This is a genomic window from Streptomyces sp. NPDC048434 (assembly GCF_043200375.1).
Taxonomy (GTDB): domain Bacteria; phylum Actinomycetota; class Actinomycetes; order Streptomycetales; family Streptomycetaceae; genus Streptomyces.
The window spans coordinates 326,222-346,941 of the sequence record NZ_JBICXQ010000002.1; the positions used below are offsets into that span (position 1 = coordinate 326,222).

At 67.4% G+C, this 20,720-nt stretch carries 20 protein-coding genes; 9 read left to right on the top strand and 11 right to left on the bottom strand.

What is annotated here, in order from left to right:
* Window positions 1-3: 3 nt before the first annotated feature.
* Both ACGFWI_RS03775 and ACGFWI_RS03780 read right to left on the bottom strand, forming a co-directional pair.
* Window positions 4-144: a MerR family DNA-binding transcriptional regulator gene (locus tag ACGFWI_RS03775; RefSeq protein ID WP_393904272.1), complete on the bottom strand. Its 141-nt coding sequence runs from the start codon at window positions 142-144 to the stop codon at window positions 4-6.
* A gap of 78 nt (window positions 145-222) precedes the next feature.
* On the bottom strand, window positions 223-1,197 hold the full coding sequence (locus ACGFWI_RS03780; RefSeq protein WP_393904273.1) for a GlxA family transcriptional regulator: 975 nt from the start codon (window positions 1,195-1,197) through the stop codon (window positions 223-225).
* A 145-nt stretch (window positions 1,198-1,342) separates the two neighbouring features.
* On the opposite strand from ACGFWI_RS03780, the gene ACGFWI_RS03785 reads away from it, so the two are divergent.
* Window positions 1,343-2,308, top strand: a complete 966-nt coding sequence (locus ACGFWI_RS03785) for an NADP-dependent oxidoreductase (protein ID WP_393904274.1) — start codon at window positions 1,343-1,345, stop codon at window positions 2,306-2,308.
* A gap of 361 nt (window positions 2,309-2,669) precedes the next feature.
* Here the strand turns inward: ACGFWI_RS03785 and ACGFWI_RS03790 are convergent, their stop codons facing one another.
* Entirely contained in the window at window positions 2,670-2,960 is a 291-nt protein-coding gene (locus ACGFWI_RS03790) for a hypothetical protein (RefSeq protein ID WP_393904275.1), read from the bottom strand.
* A gap of 74 nt (window positions 2,961-3,034) precedes the next feature.
* Complete coding sequence (locus ACGFWI_RS03795) at window positions 3,035-3,610, bottom strand: CGNR zinc finger domain-containing protein (RefSeq protein WP_393904276.1); 576 nt, start codon at window positions 3,608-3,610, stop codon at window positions 3,035-3,037.
* 103 nt (window positions 3,611-3,713) lie between these two features.
* On the opposite strand from ACGFWI_RS03795, the gene ACGFWI_RS03800 reads away from it, so the two are divergent.
* On the top strand, window positions 3,714-4,886 hold the full coding sequence (locus tag ACGFWI_RS03800; RefSeq protein WP_393904277.1) for an epoxide hydrolase family protein: 1,173 nt from the start codon (window positions 3,714-3,716) through the stop codon (window positions 4,884-4,886).
* Between the two features lie 322 nt (window positions 4,887-5,208).
* Here ACGFWI_RS03800 and dnaB read toward each other — a convergent pair whose 3' ends face one another.
* Entirely contained in the window at window positions 5,209-6,666 is a 1,458-nt protein-coding gene (gene dnaB, locus ACGFWI_RS03805) for a replicative DNA helicase (protein ID WP_393904367.1), read from the bottom strand.
* A 477-nt stretch (window positions 6,667-7,143) separates the two neighbouring features.
* On the opposite strand from dnaB, the gene ACGFWI_RS03810 reads away from it, so the two are divergent.
* Both ACGFWI_RS03810 and ACGFWI_RS03815 read left to right on the top strand, forming a co-directional pair.
* Window positions 7,144-8,481 (top strand): MATE family efflux transporter, encoded by a 1,338-nt coding sequence (locus tag ACGFWI_RS03810; RefSeq protein ID WP_393904278.1) that lies wholly within the window; start codon window positions 7,144-7,146, stop codon window positions 8,479-8,481.
* A 40-nt stretch (window positions 8,482-8,521) separates the two neighbouring features.
* The gene (locus ACGFWI_RS03815) at window positions 8,522-9,391 is read left to right on the top strand and encodes a trypsin-like serine peptidase (RefSeq protein ID WP_393904279.1); all 870 of its coding nucleotides are present in this window, start codon (window positions 8,522-8,524) and stop codon (window positions 9,389-9,391) included.
* A gap of 80 nt (window positions 9,392-9,471) precedes the next feature.
* Here the strand turns inward: ACGFWI_RS03815 and rplI are convergent, their stop codons facing one another.
* From rplI to rpsF, 4 genes are all read right to left on the bottom strand, one after another.
* Complete coding sequence (rplI, locus tag ACGFWI_RS03820; RefSeq protein ID WP_393893019.1) at window positions 9,472-9,918, bottom strand: 50S ribosomal protein L9; 447 nt, start codon at window positions 9,916-9,918, stop codon at window positions 9,472-9,474.
* An 18-nt stretch (window positions 9,919-9,936) separates the two neighbouring features.
* Window positions 9,937-10,173 carry a 30S ribosomal protein S18 gene (gene rpsR / locus ACGFWI_RS03825; protein ID WP_003978893.1) on the bottom strand — a complete coding sequence of 79 codons (237 nt, stop codon included), beginning with the start codon at window positions 10,171-10,173 and terminating at the stop codon, window positions 9,937-9,939.
* A gap of 111 nt (window positions 10,174-10,284) precedes the next feature.
* Window positions 10,285-10,887: a single-stranded DNA-binding protein gene (locus ACGFWI_RS03830; RefSeq protein ID WP_393904280.1), complete on the bottom strand. Its 603-nt coding sequence runs from the start codon at window positions 10,885-10,887 to the stop codon at window positions 10,285-10,287.
* 82 nt (window positions 10,888-10,969) lie between these two features.
* Window positions 10,970-11,260 (bottom strand): 30S ribosomal protein S6, encoded by a 291-nt coding sequence (gene rpsF / locus ACGFWI_RS03835; protein WP_006604399.1) that lies wholly within the window; start codon window positions 11,258-11,260, stop codon window positions 10,970-10,972.
* 228 nt (window positions 11,261-11,488) lie between these two features.
* On the opposite strand from rpsF, the gene ACGFWI_RS03840 reads away from it, so the two are divergent.
* From ACGFWI_RS03840 to ACGFWI_RS03850, 3 genes are all read left to right on the top strand, one after another.
* A complete protein-coding gene (locus ACGFWI_RS03840) occupies window positions 11,489-11,806 on the top strand; it encodes a hypothetical protein (protein WP_393904281.1) in 318 nt (105 codons plus the stop codon).
* A 123-nt stretch (window positions 11,807-11,929) separates the two neighbouring features.
* Window positions 11,930-13,048: a lipid II:glycine glycyltransferase FemX gene (locus ACGFWI_RS03845; protein WP_393904282.1), complete on the top strand. Its 1,119-nt coding sequence runs from the start codon at window positions 11,930-11,932 to the stop codon at window positions 13,046-13,048.
* Window positions 13,049-13,113: 65 nt separating this feature from the next.
* On the top strand, window positions 13,114-14,145 hold the full coding sequence (locus ACGFWI_RS03850; protein ID WP_393904283.1) for an alanine racemase: 1,032 nt from the start codon (window positions 13,114-13,116) through the stop codon (window positions 14,143-14,145).
* 96 nt (window positions 14,146-14,241) lie between these two features.
* Here the strand turns inward: ACGFWI_RS03850 and ACGFWI_RS03855 are convergent, their stop codons facing one another.
* Both ACGFWI_RS03855 and ACGFWI_RS03860 read right to left on the bottom strand, forming a co-directional pair.
* Window positions 14,242-15,726 carry a glycosyltransferase family 87 protein gene (locus ACGFWI_RS03855; protein WP_393904284.1) on the bottom strand — a complete coding sequence of 495 codons (1,485 nt, stop codon included), beginning with the start codon at window positions 15,724-15,726 and terminating at the stop codon, window positions 14,242-14,244.
* 125 nt (window positions 15,727-15,851) lie between these two features.
* Entirely contained in the window at window positions 15,852-18,518 is a 2,667-nt protein-coding gene (locus tag ACGFWI_RS03860) for a transglycosylase domain-containing protein (RefSeq protein WP_393904285.1), read from the bottom strand.
* Between the two features lie 361 nt (window positions 18,519-18,879).
* Between ACGFWI_RS03860 and ACGFWI_RS03865 the strand changes: the two genes are divergently transcribed.
* Window positions 18,880-19,560: a PadR family transcriptional regulator gene (locus ACGFWI_RS03865; RefSeq protein WP_393904286.1), complete on the top strand. Its 681-nt coding sequence runs from the start codon at window positions 18,880-18,882 to the stop codon at window positions 19,558-19,560.
* A 46-nt stretch (window positions 19,561-19,606) separates the two neighbouring features.
* Window positions 19,607-20,689, top strand: a complete 1,083-nt coding sequence (locus tag ACGFWI_RS03870; protein WP_393904287.1) for an inositol-3-phosphate synthase — start codon at window positions 19,607-19,609, stop codon at window positions 20,687-20,689.
* The last annotated feature ends 31 nt before the right edge of the window (window positions 20,690-20,720 follow it).

Here is a 20,720-nt window from a genome sequence, read left to right on the forward strand (position 1 = left end):
CCCCTAGCGGCGGTATCCCGTCACGGCATCCACCCGCGCGGGCCGCAGCACCCCGCAGTCGTCGTAGAACCGCAGGGCACTCGGCGCGAGCCCCACCCGGCGCGCAAACGTGCCGATGGTCAACAGCTCTTCGGTCTCGTCCATGTACACGATGGTGGAGCTTCGACCAACCTGAAGGTCAAAGGGCGCGACCCGCCCGCCGCCTGGCCCATTCCGGTGCCGTCAGGCGGTCAGCGCCGCAGCACTCCGGAACGTCCGCCGGTACGCCTGCGGTGACACCCCCACCGCACCGTGCAGATGCTGGCGCAGGGAGGTGCCGGTGCCGAAGCCCGCGTGATGGGCGACGAGGTCGATGGGCCAGTCCGTGGATTCCAGCAGCTGCCGGGCGCGTTCGATGCGCTGGACGGCGAGCCACTGACCTGGGCTCATACCGACCTCGTCGCGGAAGCGCCGGGTGAGGGTGCGCACGCTGACCCGGGCGTGCGCGGCGAGGGCGCTCAGGGTGAGCGGGTCGCCGAGACGCTCCAGGGCCCAGGCGCGGGTGGCCGCGGTGCCGCCCGCCGAGGGTTCGGGGACGGGCAGCCGGATGAACTGGGCCTGACCGCCGTCCCGCCAGGGCGGCACCACACACGAGCGGGCCACGTCATTGGCGACGGCGCTGCCGTGGTCACGGCGCACGATGTGCACACACAGGTCCACACCGGCGGCGGCTCCGGCAGAGGTGAGGACATCGCCGTCGTCGACGAAGAGCACATTGGGGTCGACACGGACGGTCGTGAAGAGGCGCTGCAGCTGCCCGGCCTCCCGCCAGTGCGTGGTGGCCGGCCGGTGATCGAGCAGCCCGGCGGCGGCCAGGACGAACGAACCGGTGCAGATGGCCACCATCCGGGTGCCGGGTCGTACGTACTCCAGCACCTTGCGCAGTTCATCGGGCAGCCGGCCGTCCTCGACGATCGTGCCCAGCGCGTGGGACGGCGGGATGACGACGGTGTCCACGCTCGCGAGTACGGAGGCGTCCTCGGCGACCGCGATGTCGTAGTCGGCCTCGGCGCGCACCGGGCGCCCGTCCGGACTGCAGGTGACCACGGAGTAGAGGGGCTCACCGGCAGCGCTGTGCGCGGCGCCGAAGATCCGCGCGGGGATCCCGAGCTCGAAGGGGACGACACCGTCCAGGGCGAGAACACCGACGCGATGCATGACCCGATTCTTTCAAACGTTGGCCATCAGGACACCGCTGGGCCCCCGCCCGCCACGGAAAGCTGACAGCACCCCCGGGAAACGCGCCCGACCAGCGGCGCGGACGCCCCGGTCCCCGCCGCAGGCACCGTACGAAGGAGACACCATGTCCGAGACCCGGACCCCGCAGATGCGCGCCGTCAGCCAGGACACCGCCGGAGGCCCCGATGTCCTCAAGGTGATCACCACCGACCGGCCGGTGCCCGGCCCTACGGAGATCCTGGTCCGGGTGCACGCCGCGGGCGTCAATCCGACCGACTGGAAGACGCGCGAGCAGGGCGAGTTCCTCACCGGCGCCGAGCCCCCGTTCACCCTGGGCTTCGATGTCTCCGGCGTGGTCGAGGCGGTCGGTCCCGGCGTGACCCTCTTCGCGCCGGGCGACAAGGTCTTCGGCATGCCCCGCTTCCCGCACCCCGCCGGGGCCTACGCGGAGTACGTCACCGCCCCGGCGCGACACTTCGCCCCTCTCCCTGCGAGCCTGGATCACGTCCAGGGCGCCGCCCTCCCGCTGGCGTCGCTCACTGCCTGGCAGGCCCTGGTCGACACCGCAAAGATCCAGCCCGGCGCGCGGGTGCTGATCCACGCCGCGGCGGGCGGAGTCGGTCATCTGGCCGTGCAGATCGCCAAGGCCCGCGGCGCGTATGTGATCGGCACCGCCCGGCAGGCCAAGCACGACTTCCTGCGCGGCCTGGGCGCCGACGAACTCATCGACTACACCCAGCAGGACTTCGCGGAGACGGTGCGCGACATCGACATCGTTCTCGACACCATCAGCGGCGACTACGGCGCCCGCTCGCTGCGCACTCTGCGCCCCGGCGGCACGCTGGTGTCGATCCTGCCGCTGGACGACTCGTTCCCGGTGGCGCAGGCGCGCGAGGCACAGGTCCGCGCGGGGTTCCTGCTCGTCGAGCCCGACCGGGCCGGGCTGCAGGCCATCGCCGACCTGGTGGACAGCGGAAAGCTGCGGGTCACCGTCGACACCGTCGTACCTCTTGAGGAGGCCGCAAAGGCGCACACCCTCGGCGAGACCGGCCGCACCACCGGCAAGATCGTCCTGTCCGTCGCCCCCTGACGACGTCTCCCGCGGGCGAGCCCACTCTCGGCGGTTCCTTCACCGTCGACGGCACCCGTCGGTGAGACCTCACCGGCGGGCACGGAACCCTGAACGCCCACGGAGTACCTCACCGGAGGCGCGCCGAACTCCACGAAGCCGTCGACCAGCTGTATCCCGCTGGATTCGAGGAGCCGGCGGTTACGGCCTTCACGCGCTCCGCGCCGCTGACGCCGTAGGTTCTCAACTTCGCTGTCAGGCGACGGTTCTGTGACCTGCGGCTCTTCTCGTTGTCTCAGTCCGTGTCGCTGGGCTTCTGTCTCAGGAACGTGTCATTTCCTCAGCCCCGAGTTCGAGGAACATGAGGACCTCATTGCGGTCGTCACCGGGTCCGAGTCGAAGAGCTCCCGGCCAGCGCCCGATTTCCTTCCACCCGAGCCGTCCGTACAAGGTCTCCAGCCAACCCCGGCACGTGCAGCCAGGTGTAGCTGCTCAAGACCCATCCCGTCACGAGCGACAGTGTGGCTTCCTTCATCAGGGCGATGCCAATGCCCTGCCCGCGCCTGTCGGTGCGGGTTTGGACGTGCTGGAGGGTTCCCCAGTGGGTGATGTGGGCGAAGGTGTCGCGACGTATGTTGATCCAGCCCACCAGGTCGTCTCCGTCCAGGACCATCAGGAGGCGGCAGGTTCGAGGGGCGAGGTTTTCGTCGCAGGCGTGGGGCCCACTTGGATGTACCGAGGTAACGATCACTCCGCTGATCTGGGTTTTTTGCGCTGGTTGGCATTGAAGCGCGCTTTCTTCTGACGATTCCCACACGTGTTCATGTCACACCATTTGCGAGTGCGACTTTGGCTGGTGTCGAAGAAGGCGGCTTGGCAGGTCGGTGATGCACACAAGGCCAATTTTCCGTCTCGTTCGCCTGCGATGATGCTGATCGCGTCGGCGGCGATCACGCTGAGGGCATCTTCCACGCAGGAAGCCGAGCTGAGCCCCCATCGCCGCTTGCCCTCGGGCGTCAGGACCGCCGCCGCCCGACCCTGAGCGCTGCAGTCATTGATGACTTGGACAGCGGACGCAGGGAGAGCGTCCTGGATCGCGGCCGCTGTCGCGGCGGCGTGAATCGACTCCCTCAGTCCCCGAGCCAGTTCGAGCTGGGCGGTGGTGCAGGAGTCCACGGCGAGGCCGTACACCGCCAGCCAGTCGACGAGTCGGTGCGGCGTGGGAATGCGCTCCACAGCATCGCCATAACGCTCCGACAGAGTCCCCGTGAAGCTGGTCGCCAGCACGGTACCGAGGCGAAAGTCAGGGAACCCAGCACACATGGAACCACCTTAGCTGGTTGCACGCAGACATGAAGGCATAGTAGAACCGCCATAGCCGGTTCACGATAAGTCGTAGCCGGTTCCGCGATGGCCAGGAGGTCCCATGCCCCGTCCAACCAGCGACGTGCAGGCATTTGAAGCCCACGCAACTGACGCCGACCTCGACGATCTGCGCGCGCGACTGGCCGCGGCGCGGCTACCGGAGGCCGAGACCGTCCATCGCGCCCCACCCGGCCCCCGCCGGTGGGGACAGGGCGTTCCTCTCGCCGACCTCGTCGACGTCGTGGACTACTGGCGCACCGGGTACAACTGGCGGTCGTTCGAGGAGCGCCTCAACCGGATCGGCCAGTTCCGCACGACCATTGACGGTCTGGGAATCCACTTCCTGCACCGCCGATCAGCGCGGGCGGATGCCACTCCTCTGCTTCTGACGCACGGCTGGCCGGACAGCATTGCCCGGTTCATCGACGTCGTGGACGAGCTGGCGGATCCGAACAATGCGGACGCGCCGGCGTTCCACGTCGTGGTCCCGTCGCTGCCGGGCTTCGGTTACAGCGACAAGCCGGCCACCACCGGCTGGGGAACCGAAAGGATCGCGGCCGCCTGGGTGGAACTGATGGGCAGGCTCGGCTACCGCCGGTTCGCGGCCCACGGTGGCGACTGGGGAGGCAATATCACCACGGTCCTCGGCGGCAGGTTCCCGGCGCACGTCCTCGGCATCCACACCACGTTCGCGGAGGGCCCGCCCGGATTGACAACGGACGGGCTGACGGCGACCGAGCGCCAATGGGCCGAGGAAACCCGTGACTTCTGGCGCCACCGCGCGGCGTACGCGAAGCAGCAGGCGACCCGACCGCAGACCATCGGCTACTCGCTCGTCGACTCACCGGTCGGGCTTCTCGCCTGGATCCTCGACAAGTTCGCCGAATGGTCGGACACCGAAGACAGCCCGTTCGAAACGATTTCCAGAGACCGCGTTCTCGACAACGTCACCCTGTATTGGCTGACGCGGTCCGGCGCGTCGGCCGCCCGCATCTACTACGAGAGCCACAACTCGCTGGACCCCGAACTCCGGGTCGACGTCCCGGCAGCAATCACTGCGTATCCCCGCGACGTCGAGAAGTGTCCCCGCCCCTGGGCACAGGAGCGGTACCGACAGATCGTCCGATGGGGCTCGCCCGAAAACGGGGGACACTTCCCGTCGCTGGAGGTTCCCGAGTACTTTGTCGAGGACCTGCAAGAAGGCCTCGCGGCAGTGCTGACCGCCAATCGGTGACCGCCAGTCGGTGAACGCGGCTCGGCAACCCGGCACTCGATCGGATGCGCCTCAAGGCGTCGCCCGAGGACTTCCAGACCGAGCTCATCGAAAAGGCAGCCGCCGGAAGCAGACCTCCGCCTTCATCCCCACCTCCAGGTCGAACTGCCATCAACAGCACGATGCCCCCGTCGACACGTCGACGGGGGCACACCTTCGCGGCTTAACCCAAACACGCGATAGCCCACGGCCTGGGGTTCTCAGCACGGTGTCGCATCCGACGCTGATCCGACATCAGTCCTGAGAATCCGACACGAAACCTGAGAAACTACAGACGCCCCGCTCACGTCTGCGCCATGTCCACAAACCGCGAGTAGTGGCCCTGGAACGCGACCGTGATCGTCGCCGTGGGGCCGTTACGGTGCTTGGCCACGATCAGGTCGGCCTCGCCGGCGCGCGGGGACTCCTTCTCGTAGGCGTCCTCGCGGTGCAGCAGGATGACCATGTCGGCGTCCTGCTCGATCGAACCGGATTCACGGAGGTCGGAGACCATCGGCTTCTTGTCCGTGCGCTGCTCGGGGCCACGGTTCAGCTGGGAGAGCGCGATGACCGGGAGCTCCAGCTCCTTCGCCAGCAGCTTGAGGTTTCGGGACATGTCCGAGACCTCCTGCTGGCGGCTCTCGGCGCGCTTCGAACCGCCGGACTGCATCAGCTGGAGATAGTCGATGACCACCAGCTTCAGTTCGTTGCGCTGCTTGAGCCGGCGGCACTTCGCGCGGATCTCCATCATCGACAGGTTCGGCGAATCATCGATGAACAGCGGCGCGGCGGAGACATCCGGCATCCGGCGCGCCAGCCGCGTCCAGTCCTCGTCCGTCATGCTGCCGGAGCGCATGTGATGCAGCGCGACCCGTGCCTCGGCGGACAGCAGACGCATCGCGATCTCGTTGCGCCCCATTTCCAGCGAGAAGATCACGCTCGGCAGGTTGCTCTTGATCGAGCAGGCCCGCGCGAAGTCCAGTGCCAGGGTCGACTTACCCATGGCGGGACGGGCCGCGATCACGATCATCTGGCCGGGGTGCAGGCCGTTCGTCAGCGAATCCAGGTCGGTGAAGCCCGTCGGCACGCCCGTCATCTGGCCCTGGCGTGAGCCGATCGCCTCGATCTCGTCGAGGGCGCCCTCCATGATGTCGCCGAGCGGGAGGTAGTCCTCACTGGTCCGCTGCTCGGTGACGGCGTAGATCTCCGCCTGGGCGCTGTTGACGATCTCGTCGACATCGCCGTCGGCGGCGTATCCCATCTGCGTGATGCGGGTGCCGGCCTCGACCAGCCGGCGCAGCACCGCACGCTCATGGACGATCTCGGCGTAGTACTCGGCGTTCGCGGCGGTCGGTACGGACTGGACGAGGGTGTGGAGATACGAGGCGCCGCCGACCCTCGCGATCTCGCCGCGCTTGGTCAGTTCCGCGGCGATGGTGATCGGGTCGGCGGGCTCCCCCTTGGCGTAGAGATCGAGAATTGCCTGGAAGACCAGCTCATGGGCGGGACGGTAGAAGTCCTCGCCCTTGAGGACCTCGACGACATCCGCGATCGCGTCCTTGGACAGCAGCATGCCGCCGAGCACGGACTGCTCGGCATCCAGGTCCTGTGGCGGGACGCGCTCGAACCCGCCTGCCCAGGAGCCGCCGTCGTCATCGCGTTCCTGGCGGTCGCCGCGGCCGCGTCCCTTGCCCTCGCCCCGTCGGGAGCGGGCGGCCGGCAGCAGGTCGCTGGGACCGGAGTCCGCCCAGGGGTCTTCCATGGGCTCGGGAATGCTCACCCCGGCACCTCCTCCCGTCCGCGGCGCGGACCTTGCTGTGCGGTTCTTTCTTACGGCACAGCTCTGACAATCGAGACGCCCGACTCCGGTTACGGCGCGTCGAGTTCGGACGATTTCTCAGGCCGGAACAGGCGGCGGGTGCCGGACCACGGTAGGCCCGTGGGCACCGTCCGCCAATCTGGTTATCCACAGGCCATGTGGATGACTGGCCTACAGCTGTGGAGAAGTCCCCGGATCCTGTGCACGGCACGGGGGAAACTTCTGTGGACAAGCACACAATCACCCCGCCCTCACTCGCCTGACCTGCAGTTTTCTCATCCATAGGCTGTGGGGAAGAAAAACTTCCGCAAGCGGCTCAAGATCGCGACAAACGGCACGGGGAAGGTAACTCCGCACAGCGGAAAGTAAGGACTGCAAGGGGTTTGCATCTCTTACCTGTGGACGATTACCTTAGAGCGCATGACCCAGGCTCCCGCGACACCGCGGCGCACCGACCGCCGCCATGACCGCGAGATCATCGCCCTCGCCCTGCCCGCGTTCGGCGCACTGGTCGCGGAACCTCTCTTCGTCATGGTCGACAGCGCCGTCATCGGCCACCTCGGCACTCCCCAGCTCGCCGGTCTCGGCGTCGCCGCCGCCCTGCTCACCACCGCCGTCTCCGTCTTCGTCTTCCTTGCCTACGCCACCACCGCAGCGGTCGCCCGCAGGGTCGGCGCCGGCGACCTCCCCGCCGCCATCCGCCAGGGCATGGACGGTATCTGGCTCGCCCTGCTGCTCGGCGCCGCCGTCATCGCGGCCTTCCTGCCCACGGCCCCCTGGCTCGTCGAGGCCTTCGGAGCCTCCGCCACCGCCGCCCCGCACGCCACGACCTATCTGCGCATCAGCGCGCTCGGCATCCCCGCGATGCTCGTCGTGCTGGCCGCCACCGGCTTGCTCCGCGGGCTCCAGGACACCAGGACCCCGCTCTATGTCGCCATCAGCGGCTTCTCCGTCAACGCCGCGCTCAACGTCTGCCTGGTCTACGGCGCCGGGCTCGGCATCGCGGGCTCCGCCTGGGGCACGGTCATCGCCCAGTGCGGCATGGCCGCCGTCTATCTCGCCGTGGTCATCCGCGGTGCACGACGGCATGGCGCCTCGCTGCACCCCGACACCGCGGGCATCCGTGCCTCGGCTCAGGCCGGCGTCCCGCTGCTGGTCCGTACGCTCTCGCTGCGCGCTGTGCTGATGATCGCCACCGCCGTCGCCGCCCGGCTCGGTGACGCCGAGGTCGCCGCCCACCAGATCGTGCTCACGCTGTGGTCCCTGCTGGCCTTCGCGCTGGACGCCATCGCCATCGCCGGGCAGGCCATCATAGGCCGCTACCTCGGTGCGGAGGACCGCGACGGTGCCAGGGCCGCCTGCCGCCGCATGGTCCAGTGGGGCATCGCCTCCGGCCTGGTCCTCGGTGTGCTGGTCGCGCTCGCCCGCCCCCTGTTCATCCCCCTGTTCACCTCCGACCCCGCCGTGCAGGGCCCGCTGCTGAGCACTCTCCTGGTCGTGGCCGTGACACAGCCGGTCTCCGGCATCGTCTTCATCCTCGACGGCGTGCTGATGGGCGCCGGGGACGGCCCGTATCTCGCCTGGGCCATGGTCGTGACGCTGGCGCTGTTCGCTCCGGCCGCGCTGGCCGTACCTGCCCTGGGCGGCGGACTGGTGGCGCTGTGGTGGGCAATGGCGCTGATGATGACCGTCCGCATGCTGACTCTGTGGCTGCGCACCCGGTCGGGCCGGTGGATTGTGACCGGGGCCTCCCGCTGAACCACCTCCCGCAACACCAGCGCATGTCAATAATGACCGTGTGCGCTCGCTTGCCAGGAAGTCCGTGCTGCCGCTGACGTTCGTCGTCATCGTGGCTGCTGCCGTGGTGGGCTACGCCTCGGAGGAAGCCGATACGAGCAGCAGCGACGTCAGCGGTCACAGCAGCTTCGGCAAGTCCGGCGAGGCCGACCACGATCCCCAGGACCAGGATCCCGCCGCGACGGCCCCGGCCGATGACGGCAGTGCGTACACCCCGCGCAGAACCGAGCAGAACGCCCGGGTCGGCGCGGTCTTCGAGAAGGACGACTCCGGCGACCACTTCTGTTCGGCGAGCGTGGTGCAGAGCCCGGGCCGGAACATGCTGATCACGGCGGCGCACTGTGCCTTCGACGCAGACGCCGGGACGACGGTGGACGATCTCGTCTTCGCCCCCGACTACCGCGATGGCAAGGAGCCCACCGGCCTCTGGAAGGTCAAGAAGGTGGTCGTCGACGACCGCTGGGCCAAGTCGCAGGACGAGGATCTCGACGTCGCCTTCCTCGTGCTCGACAAGAAGGACGGCAAGCAGATCCAGGACGTCCTGGGCGGCAACACCCTCGGCATCGACCGTGGCTTCGACAACGAGGTCAAGATCACCGGCTATCCGACCAGCCGTAACACCCCGATCTCCTGCCAGAACCGCACCACGAAGTACAGCGACACCCAGCTGCGCATCCAGTGCACCGACTTCGAGGGCGGGACGAGCGGCAGTCCCTGGCTGGCCGACTACGACCCCAAGAGCCACACCGGCACGGTCATCGGTGTTCTCGGCGGCCATGAAGGCGGCGGCGACCAAGACGATGTCTCCTACGCCGCGTACTTCGACGACGACGTCGCCAAGCTCTACAGGCGCGCCCAGGACGAGGACTGACAGCGGACCGTCGGCGCCCCGGACGCGGCGAAGGGCCGCACCCCGGTGACGGGATGCGGCCCTTCGGCGTGGTGCGGCGATTACGCGGCGACGACCTCGACGCCGAGCTTCGCAACGACCTCGGCGTGCAGACGCACGGAGACCTGGTGCGCGCCCAGGGTCTTGATCGGCGAGCCGAGCTCGACACGACGCTTGTCGACGTCCGGACCACCGGCGGCCTTGATCGCCGAGGCGACGTCGGCCGGGGTGACGGAGCCGAACAGGCGGCCCGCGTCGCCGGCGCGAACGGCCAGCTTCACGTTGACGCCCTCAAGCCGGCCCTTGACCTCGTTGGCCTGCTCGATCGTGGCGATCTCGCGGATCTTGCGACCGCGACGGATCTGCTCGACGTCCTTCTCGCCACCCTTGGTCCAGCGGATCGCGAAACCACGCGGGACCAGGTAGTTACGGGCGTACCCGTCCTTGACGTCAACGACGTCGCCGGCGGTGCCGAGGCCGGAGACCTCGTGGGTGAGGATGATCTTCATGATTCGGTCACCCTTCCCTTATCGCGCGGTGGACGTGTAGGGCAGCAGCGCCATCTCACGGCTGTTCTTCACGGCCGTGGCGACGTCACGCTGGTGCTGAGTGCAGTTGCCGGTGACCCGGCGGGCACGGATCTTGCCGCGGTCGGAGATGAACTTCCGCAGCAGGTTCGTGTCCTTGTAGTCCACATAGGAGATCTTCTCCTTGCAGAACACGCAAACCTTCTTCTTAGGCTTGCGAGCAGGCGGCTTCGCCATTATCTCTCTCCAATGAGTTCAAGAAGTTTGTGCTGACGCCCTCAAGGCCCCTGGCCGCCTCACGGCGCTGTTTCACGTGAAACAGCGCGGAGTCGAACCAGCTGTACGGACCTAGAAGGGCGGCTCGTCCGAGTAGCCACCGCCGGAGCTACCGCCCCAGCCACCGCCACCGCCGCCGCCAGCCTGCTGACCGCCGCCGGCAGGACCGTTGGTCGCCCACGGGTCGTCGGCGGGAGCACCGCCGCCGCCCTGCTGCTGACCGCCGCCGGGGCCGCCGCCCCAGCCGCCGCCACCCTGGCCACCGCCCTGCTGACCGCCGCCGAAGCCGCCACCGCCCTGGCCACCGCGACCACTGGTCTTGGTGATCTTGGCCGTGGCGTTCTTCAGGCTCGCGCCGACTTCCTCGACGTCGAGCTCGTAGACCGTGCGCTTCACGCCCTCGCGGTCCTCGTACGACCGCTGCTTGAGGCGGCCCTGGACGACCACGCGGGTACCCCGCGTCAGGGACTCGGCGACGTTCTCCGCCGCCTGACGCCACACCGAGCAGGTCAGGAACAGGCTCTCGCCGTCCTTCCACTCATTGGTCTGACGGTCGAAGGTGCGGGGAGTGGACGCGACGCGGAACTTCGCGACCGCCGCACCGGACGGGGTGAAGCGCAGCTCGGGGTCGTCGACAAGATTGCCGACGACCGTGATGACGGTCTCGCCTGCCATTAGGGGAACCTCTCGGCGGGTGTGCTGCTGGCTGCTGGTGTTGCTGCTACTCGGACCCGGTTACCGCTGGACGCTTACGCGCTCAGTGGGTCTCGGGACGAAGGACCTTGGTCCGGAGGACCGACTCATTCAGGTTCATCTGACGGTCGAGCTCCTTGACGACCGCAGGCTCGGCCTGCAGGTCGATGACCGAGTAGATGCCCTCGGGCTTCTTCTTGATCTCGTAAGAGAGACGACGACGGCCCCAGGTGTCGACCTTCTCGACCTTTCCGTTGCCCTCACGGACGACGGAGAGGAAGTTCTCGATCAGCGGGGAGACAGCGCGCTCCTCGAGATCGGGGTCGAGGATGACCATCACCTCGTAGTGACGCATGTAGAACCCACCTCCTTTGGACTCAGCGGCCACGGTCGTTCCGTGGCAGGAGGGTCGTATGCGTTCCGCACCGAGCCCGTCCGGTCATCCGGACAGACATGGGCGCAGACCGTACAGAGTACCCGCCTGAAGCCTTCCGGTTGAAATCCGCCCGCTCCACCCCTCAATCTGGAACACAACGGGTGTGAGCGGCGTTACAGTGCGCCGCCCTGTCATCGGAGGTGCCGCATGGCACAGGCAGCACGGACCCAGCGCAGTCTGCTCTCGCTTCTCAACAGCGACGGCAAGGACCATCCCGTCGAGAACACCATCGCCATCGTGACCGTGGTTCTCGGCGCGATCGCGGTCTTCACCACGCTCTCTCCCAGCCTGCACCTGGTCAGTTCCTGGGTCGGTCTGATCGGAATCGGCACCGGCCTGTGGGGACAGTTCATCTCGTCGACGACAGGTGAACGCTTCCTGTTGATCATCGGCCTCGGGGCAGCGGCCGTCGGCTTCTACCTCGGCCTGGCTCACGGTGGCCTCTTCGGCGGCATTATCGGCTAGCCACTGCGGCATACGGGGCCCCGGCCCGTATGGCCCAGACGGGGCGCTCCCCGGTCACAGTAGGCTTCGGCGCGAGAGCCGGAGCCCCGACCAAGGGGACACACCTGCCGAGGAGCGCCCCGCATGAGCCTGACCCTGAGGACCATCAGCCGAGAGCAGCATCTGGCATATATCCAGAGTCTGCCCGCGGCCAGCCACATGCAGGTCCCTGCCTGGGCAGACGTCAAGGCCGAATGGCGCTCGGAGAGCCTGGGCTGGTTCGACGCGAGCGGCGAGCTGGTCGGCGCGGGTCTGGTGCTCTACCGCCAGCTGCCCAAGATCAAGCGCTACCTCGCCTATCTGCCCGAGGGTCCGGTCATCAACTGGTTCGCACCGAACCTTGAGGACTGGCTGCAGCCGATGCTCAGCCACCTCAAGCAGAAGGGCGCCTTCTCCGTGAAGATGGGCCCGCCGGTGATCATCCGCCGCTGGGACTCCGCCGCGATCAAGTCCGGCATCCAGAGCCCGGACGTCAAGCGCCTGCGGGACGTCGAGGCGAGCCACATCGAGCCACGCGCCTTCGAGGTGGCCGACCGTCTGCGGCGCATGGGCTGGCAGCAGGGCGAGGACGGCGGCGCCGGCTTCGGCGATGTGCAGCCCCGCTATGTCTTCCAGGTGCCGCTGGCCGACCGCTCGCTGGAGGAGGTCCACAAGGGCTTCAACCAGCTGTGGCGCCGCAACATCAAGAAGGCCGAAAAGGCCGGGGTCGAGGTCGTCCAGGGCAGCTACGAGGAGCTGGCCGAGTGGCAGCGGCTCTACGAGATCACCGCGGAGCGTGACCACTTCCGCCCGCGGCCGCTGGGCTACTTCCAGCGTATGTGGACGGCCCTCAACTCCGAGGACCCCAACCGCATGCGGCTCTACTTCGCCCGCCACGAGGGCGAGAACGTCGCGGCGGCCACGATGCTGATCGTCGGTGGCCACGTCTGGTACTCCTACGGCGCCTCCGCCAACCACAAGCGTGAGGTCCGGCCCTCGAACGCGATGCAGTGGAAGATGCTGCAGGACTCCTACGCGCTCGGCGCTTCGGTCTACGACCTCCGCGGCATCAGCGACTCGCTGGACGAGAACGACCATCTCTTCGGCCTGATCCAGTTCAAGGTCGGCACGGGTGGGCAGGCAGCGGAGTACCTCGGAGAGTGGGACTTCCCGCTCAACAAGCTGCTGCACAAGGCGCTCGACATGTATATGTCGCGCCGCTGACCGCTTCACCGCACCGTCCGTACTCCTGACACACCCCAGCCACGAGAAAGGTTCCGGGCCCGGCCATGGCGCTCACCCTCTACGTCGACACCGCGCGCTGGCGGGCGCATCAGCAGAGCGTTCTCCAGCAGTTCCCCGGGCTGGTCCCGGTCTGCAAAGGCAATGGATACGGCTTCGGCCATGAGCGCCTCGCCGACGAGGCGACCCGCCTGGGTGCCGACATCCTGGCAGTCGGCACGACCTACGAAGCGGCCCGTATCAAGGACTTCTTCAGCGGCGATCTGCTCGTCCTGACGCCGTTCCGCCACGGCGAGGAGCCGGTGCCGCTGCCCGACCGGGCGATCCGCTCGGTCTCCTCGGTCGAGGGCGTGGGTGGCCTGGTCGGCGCCCGGGTCGTCATCGAGGTCATGAGCAGCATGAAGCGCCATGGCGTCAAGCCGGAGGATCTGCCGAAGCTGGCCGCGGCCATCGAGGACATCCGGCTCGAAGGCTTCGCGTTGCACCTGCCGCTGGACCGCACCGACGGGTCCGACGCGGTCGAGGAGGTCATCGGCTGGATGGACCGGCTCCGCGCCGCCCGCCTCCCGCTGCACACCATGTTCGTCAGCCACCTCAAGGCCGATGAACTCGCCCGTCTCCAGCAGCAGTTCCCCCAGACACGGTTCCGCGCGCGGATCGGTACGCGGCTGTGGCTCGGCGACCATGAGGCCACCGAGTACCGCGGCTCGGTGCTCGATGTCACCCGGGTCGCCAAGGGCGAGCGCTTCGGCTACCGCCAGCAGAAGGCCGCCTCCGACGGCTACTTGGTCGTGGTGGCCGGCGGCACCTCGCACGGTGTCGGCCTGGAGTCGCCCAAGGCACTGCACGGAGTGATGCCGCGCGCCAAGGGCGTGGCCCGGGCCGGCCTGGCAACCGTCAACCGCAACCTCGCCCCGTACGTATGGGCCGGGAAGCAGCGCTGGTTCGCGGAGCCGCCGCACATGCAGGTGTCGATCCTGTTCGTGCCGAGCGACGCACCGGAGCCGCAGGTCGGGGAGGAACTGGTGGCCCATCTGCGGCACACCACCACGCAGTTCGACCGCATCATGGACCGCTGAGCCGGCCGCACCCCAGCTCGGACACACGCCAAGGGCCCGGTGCCACAGACGTTCTCTGCGACACCGGGCCCGGTGCATGGACGGGCCGGTGCCGGCTCATTCCCGTACGGCGCCCCAGCGCACCTGCGGCGCCCCCTCGAACTGCACCGCGTGCCGGGGGCGGTGGTATGCCCGGCGACCGAGCACGAAGACATCGGGGCTGCGGTCCAGGACTCCGCCCGAAGGGTCGTCGTCTCCGTCCCTGCGGACCACGTCGCGCTCCGGCAGCAGAATGTCCCGTACGACGACCGCGCACAGATAGAGGGTGCCCAGGAGGTGCAGCACGATGGCCAACTGGTAGCCCTCCAGCGGCAGGCCTTGGTGCTTGTCGCCGTTACCCGTGTAGGCGAGGTAGGTCCAGATCCCCAGGAAGTACATGACCTCGCAGGCCTGCCAGATCAGGAAGTCCCGCCAGCGCGGCCGGGCCAGCACGGCGAGCGGGGTCAGCCACAGGACGTACTGCGGCGAGTAGACCTTGTTGGTGAGGATGAACAGCGCGACGACGAGGAACGCCAGCTGTGCGAAGCGTGGCCGGCGCGGCGCATAGAGGCTCAGCAGGCCGATCGCGCCACAGCCCAGGATCATCAGCAGCGTGGCATAGGTGTTCGCGTTCTCCAGGGGGTTGCCGGTCCGCTGCGAGATCAGGAGCCAGAGCGATCCGAAGTCGATGGGCCGCTCCTGGCTGAACGTGTAGAACTTCGCCCAGCCTTCCCGGATGTGAAACCCCGCGCCATCGTGCGTGATCATCACCGGCAGGTTCACCACCAACCAGGACGCCACGGCGCCGGCCACCGCCCTCCCGTACGCGCGCCAGGCCCCCGCCCGCCAGCACAGCACCAGCAGCGGGCCCAGCAACAGCACCGGGTACAGCTTCGCCGCGGTAGCCAGCCCGATGAGGACACCGGCCGCCAGCGGGCGGCTGCGTGACCACATCAGCATCCCGGCGGCGGTCAGGGCGACCGCCAGCAGATCCCAGTTGATGGTGGCGGTGAGGGCGGCGGCCGGCGCCAGGGCGACGAGGAGGCCGTCCCAGGGGCGCCGCCGGTGGGTGCGGGTCACGCACACCGCGACGACAGCGGCGCAGATCATCAGCATGCCGGCGTTGACCAGCCAGTAGATCTGTTCGCGGTGCTGGATTCCCCCGCCGTGCGGTGTCATCCAGGAGGCGACCTCCATGAAGACGCCGGTGAGCACGGGGTACTCGAGATACTCCATATCGCCGGGCAGCCGGTCGAAATACGGGATCAGCCCATCGGCGAAGCCCCGCCCCGCATAGAGATGGGGGATATCGGAGTAGCAGGCGTGGGTGTACTGACTGGTGGCACCGAAGAACCAGCCACCGTTGTAGCAGGGCAGCTTCTGCACCATCCCCAGGGCGAACATGCCGATGGCGACGAGCGCGATGATCCTCACCGGCGTCAGCCAGTGCGTCCCGAGCAGTGCGCGTCGGCCGATCGGCCCGCCGATCAGCTCGCTGCCGGCCGCCGCCACCTCATCCCGCCGCGTCGGCCGTACCGACTCGTCCCGTCCCACGCTCGTCATGGGCCCATCTTGCCGTACAACTCCGTGCAGAAGACGATGAAGCCCCCGCCCGGTCGAGCCGGGCGGGGGCTTCATGGCTCTGCGTTTCACGTGAAACATTCGACCGTTTCACGTGAAACGGTCGGTCAGCCGCTAGGGCCGCCGAACAAGCCTCCACCACCGTTCGCGTCCGTCGGGTCAGGCGTCGGACTCGTGCCTCCGGTGCCACCGCCCGGGCCACCCGGCCCGCCAGGGCCTCCTCCGGTGCCACCGCCGTTACCGGTTCCACCACTGTTCTTGCAGTTGATGTCCCAAGGAGAGCAGGTGTCTGTCGGGGTCGGGCTGGGCGAGTTCGACGGGGAAGCGGAGTCGCTGGGAGTCCCCGACGGAGTGTCCGACGGCGTGTCCGACGGCGTGGGGGTCGGCGTCGGAGACGGCATGCCGGCCTCGTCCACCCGTCGCCCGATGGGCGTGGCAGGCGGGAAAGGCTCCCCCGTGACGCCGTTCATCGCCTGCAGCATGTACTCGGTCCACACCTCTGTGGGCAGTGCACCACCGTGGATCGAGTCGAAACCACCGACACCGTTCATGGACAGCTGACGCGGATTCTTGGCGTCCTCACGGAACATGGTGACGGACGTCGAAAGCTGCCTGGTGTAGCCGACGAACCAGGCCGACTTGTTCTCGTCGGTGGTACCCGTCTTGCCCGCCGCCGGCATGTGCAGCCGACTGGCCAACTTGCCCGTGCCGTTCTTGATGACGTTCTGCAGCACCTTGGTCACGTTGTTGGCGATGTTGGAATCCATCGCCGTCTCTTGCTTGGGCTTGTCGAAGCCCCCCAGGTCTTCACCCTCGAACGTCACCTTGGTCACCGAGTAGGGCTCCACCTTCGTTCCCGATTGGGCGAACGTCGCATAGGCATCGGCCATACGAATCGCGCTCGGTGTGGAGGTACCCAGCGCAAAGGACGGGTTCAGGTTCTTGTCGAAGCTGGCCGACGCGATACCCGCGGAGTGCGCCATTTCCCGGACCTTGGGCATCCCGACATCCATGCCGAGCTGCACGAAGGGAGTGTTGACGGACTGTTCCATCGCCTTGGTCAAGGGGATGTAGCCCCAGCGGTGATTACTCTCGTTCTCCTGGTAGAAGGGCGAGTTGTCCCGCTTCGTGACGTAGCTGCCGTCGGCATTCTTCACCTTGAGGTGGTCATTGCCGTTGTAACGGCTGTCCGGTGAGATCGGCCCGTCACTCCTGCTCGTTCCGTACTTCATCCCCGCTGCGAGCACGAACGGCTTCCAGGTCGAGCCGACCGGCACACCGAAGGTGTCGGCGTTGTTGCTGAAGTGTCCCTTGTCGTAGCCCTCGCCGCCGTACAGGGCGACGATCTTGCCGTCTCCCGGCACCACGGAGGCGCCACCGAACTGGACGTATTTGTCCTTTGCGCGCTTCTTCGGGTCGATATAGCGCTTGTTGACCTTCTTGACCGCGCCCTCGAGCTCATTGGTCTTATGCGCGTCGAAGGTCGTCCGGATCGTGTAGCCGCCCTTGTCGAACTGGGCCTCGCTGAGACCCGCGTGCTTCAGCACGTACTTCTTCGCGGTGTCCATCATGTAGCCGATCTGGCCGCTCTTGCTGGCCACCGGCTTCGGCAGATGTGGCGTGGGGAAGTGCTGTCGGAACTTGTTCCGCTGGGCCTTCGACAAGAGGTGGTTATCGACCTCACGGTCGAGGATCCAGGACCACCGCGCCTTGGCACGCGCGGTATTTGCCGCCCGCGTGGCTCCCGGGCTGGTGCCGCCCGCGGGGTCATACAGGTCCGCACCCTTGAGCACAGTGGCCAGGAAGGCGCTCTGGTTCGCGTCCAGCTTGGCGGCGTCCACTCCGTAGTACGCCTGAGCCGCTGCCTGGATCCCGTAGGCCCCACGACCGTAGTAGCTGGTGTTCAGATACCCCTGAAGGATCTCGTCCTTGCTCTTCGACCAGCCGACCTTGATCGCGATGAACAGTTCCTTGAACTTGCGGTCAAGGGTCTGCTGCTGACTCAGCATCGCGTTCTTCACGTACTGCTGAGTGATGGTCGAGCCACCCTGGGTCTCGCCACCCTTGGCCATGTTGAACACCGCACGTGCGATGCCCATCGGGTCCACACCCGAGTCCGTCTTGAACGACGCGTTCTCCGCAGCAATCGCGGCATTCTGCATCGAGCGCGGAATCTCGTTGATCGTGACGTTCTGCCGGTTCGTCTCACCGTCACGCGCCATGACCTTGCCATTGGCCCAGAGGTAGACGTTGTTCTGCGACTTGGCGGCCAGGCTCTCGTTGGGAACGTGCACCAAGGCCAGCGCGACGCCGGAGGCACCCACGATCAGCCCTATGAAACCGACGCTCATGGTGGCGACCTGTTTCCAGGAGGGCACAAAGCGGCGCCACCCGACGCGGTTGGCACGCGGGTAGTCGATCAGACGCTTCTTGGCAGGCTTTCCGCTGCCGCGGCCGCGTCCCCGGCCTCCCTCGGGGCCGCCGCCGCCACTACCGCGCCGGCCACCACCACCACGGCCGCCGGCGCCCTCACCGGCAGCCACCGCAGCGGCATCGGACTCGCGTCGGCGACCGCTGCGCTGGGCAGCTCTACGGGCCTCGGCACGACCTCCTTGCCGGGGCTCTTGCCCGGTCGGCTCGGAGTGGGAGGCAGGACCGGCAGCGGAGCCACGCGGAGGGGCGGTACGACGCCCCGGTGGCTGCTGTGCGGCGCGTCGGGCCGCGGCACGTCCGCCACTCTGCGGCTGTGGCGGTTTGCGACGGTGCTCGCTCATGGAACGAATACTCCTCGGGCAGGCGCGCTTTCTCGTCGCCTGAAGGCGGCAGTTGTCTTCAGGTCCCCCCGATGCGCGACCCGCTCCTGAGGCGCGAGCCGCACTACACCGAGGACAGGGACGCCAGATATCGGCCCACGGTTCCCGGCAGTCTGCATGCCGCACAGACTACGCACGGCCAAAACCTCCCCAGTGTTGAAATTCACTCCAAATCAGTCAGGTTGATGAGAACGATTCGGTGATGTGATGCCGTTCACCATCCCCCCACTTGTTCCGCCCAGGTGACCCCTCTATCGTCTGGATGTATCGAGTCGATACATCAGCACGACATAAAGAACGCACAGGACCAAGGAGGCGGAGGATGAGCAGACGTTCCGGCATCCTCGAGTTCGCCGTCCTCGGCCTGCTCCGCGAATCCCCGATGCACGGCTATGAGCTGCGAAAACGGCTCAACACCTCGCTCGGGGTCTTCCGCGCGTTCAGCTATGGCACCCTCTACCCCTGTCTCAAGGCGCTGGTCGCGAGCGGCTGGCTCATCGAGGAGACGGACAGCACCGCGGAGGGCGTACCGGCCGCAACGCTGACAGGGCGCCGAGCCAAGATCGTCTACCGATTGACCTCAGCGGGCAAAGAGCACTTCGAAGAGCTGCTCGCGCACTCCGGACCGGATGCATGGGAGGACGAGCACTTCGGCGTCCGCTTCGCGTTCTTCGGCCAGACATCGCGGGACGTGAGGATGCGTGTGCTGGAAGGCCGCCGCAGCCGACTGGAGGAGCGCCTTGAGAGGATGCGTACCTCCCTGGCCAGGTCCCGCGAGCGGCTGGACGACTACACCCTCGAACTGCAGCGGCACGGCATGGAGTCCGTCGAGCGCGAAGTCCGTTGGTTGAACGAGCTCATCGAGAGTGAGCGCGCCGGGCGTGATCAGCGCGCACCAGGTCCCGCAGCACAGGACAAGAAGAACCAGTCAGGAGATACGGGCGGCCTGCCCCGGCACCGGGGTGGTACCCGGCCGGATCCGTCCGATGACACCACCACATGAGGCTCTGCTGTGCAGGTCCTCATCGAGAACACAGGGAGCAACCGGAATGGGTTCGGTTCGCGTAGCCATCGTCGGCGTGGGCAACTGCGCCGCCTCGCTGGTACAGGGCGTCGAGTACTACAAGGACGCCGACCCGAAGAGCCGCGTGCCCGGCCTCATGCACGTGCAGTTCGGTGACTACCACGTGCGTGACATCGAGTTCGTGGCAGCCTTCGACGTCGACGCCAAGAAGGTCGGGCTCGACCTCGCGGATGCCATCGGCGCCAGCGAGAACAACACCATCAAGATCTGCGACGTCCCCAATACGGGCGTGACGGTGCAGCGTGGCCACACCTACGACGGCCTGGGCAAGTACTACCGCCAGACCATCGAGGAGTCCACCGAGGCCCCGGTCGGCATCGTCCAGATCCTCAAGGACAAGCAGGTCGACGTCCTGGTCTGCTACCTCCCTGTCGGCTCCGAGGACGCCGCGAAGTACTACGCCCAGTGCGCCATCGACGCCAAGGTCGCGTTCGTCAACGCCCTCCCGGTCTTCATCGCCGGCACCAAGGAGTGGGCCGACAAGTTCACCGAGGCCGGTGTCCCGATCGTCGGTGACGACATCAAGTCGCAGGTCGGCGCCACGATCACGCACCGCGTGATGGCCAAGCTCTTCGAGGACCGGGGCGTCATCCTGGACCGCACGATGCAGCTGAACGTCGGCGGCAACATGGACTTCAAGAACATGCTCGAGCGCGAGCGCCTGGAGTCCAAGAAGATCTCCAAGACGCAGGCCGTCACCTCCCAGATCCGGGACCGTGACATGGGCGAGGACAACGTCCACATCGGCCCCTCGGACTACGTGGCCTGGCTGGACGACCGCAAGTGGGCCTACGTCCGCCTCGAGGGTCGCGCTTTCGGCGATGTCCCGCTGAACCTGGAGTACAAGCTCGAGGTCTGGGACTCCCCGAACTCCGCGGGTGTCATCATCGACGCCCTGCGCGCCGCGAAGATCGCCAAGGACCGGGGCATCGGTGGCCCGATCCTCTCCGCGTCCTCGTACTTCATGAAGTCCCCGCCGGTGCAGTACTTCGACGACGAGGCACGGGAGAACGTCGAGAAGTTCATCAACGGCGAAGTCGAGCGCTGAGACGCCTGACCAACCCTCCCTGCGCAGGCCC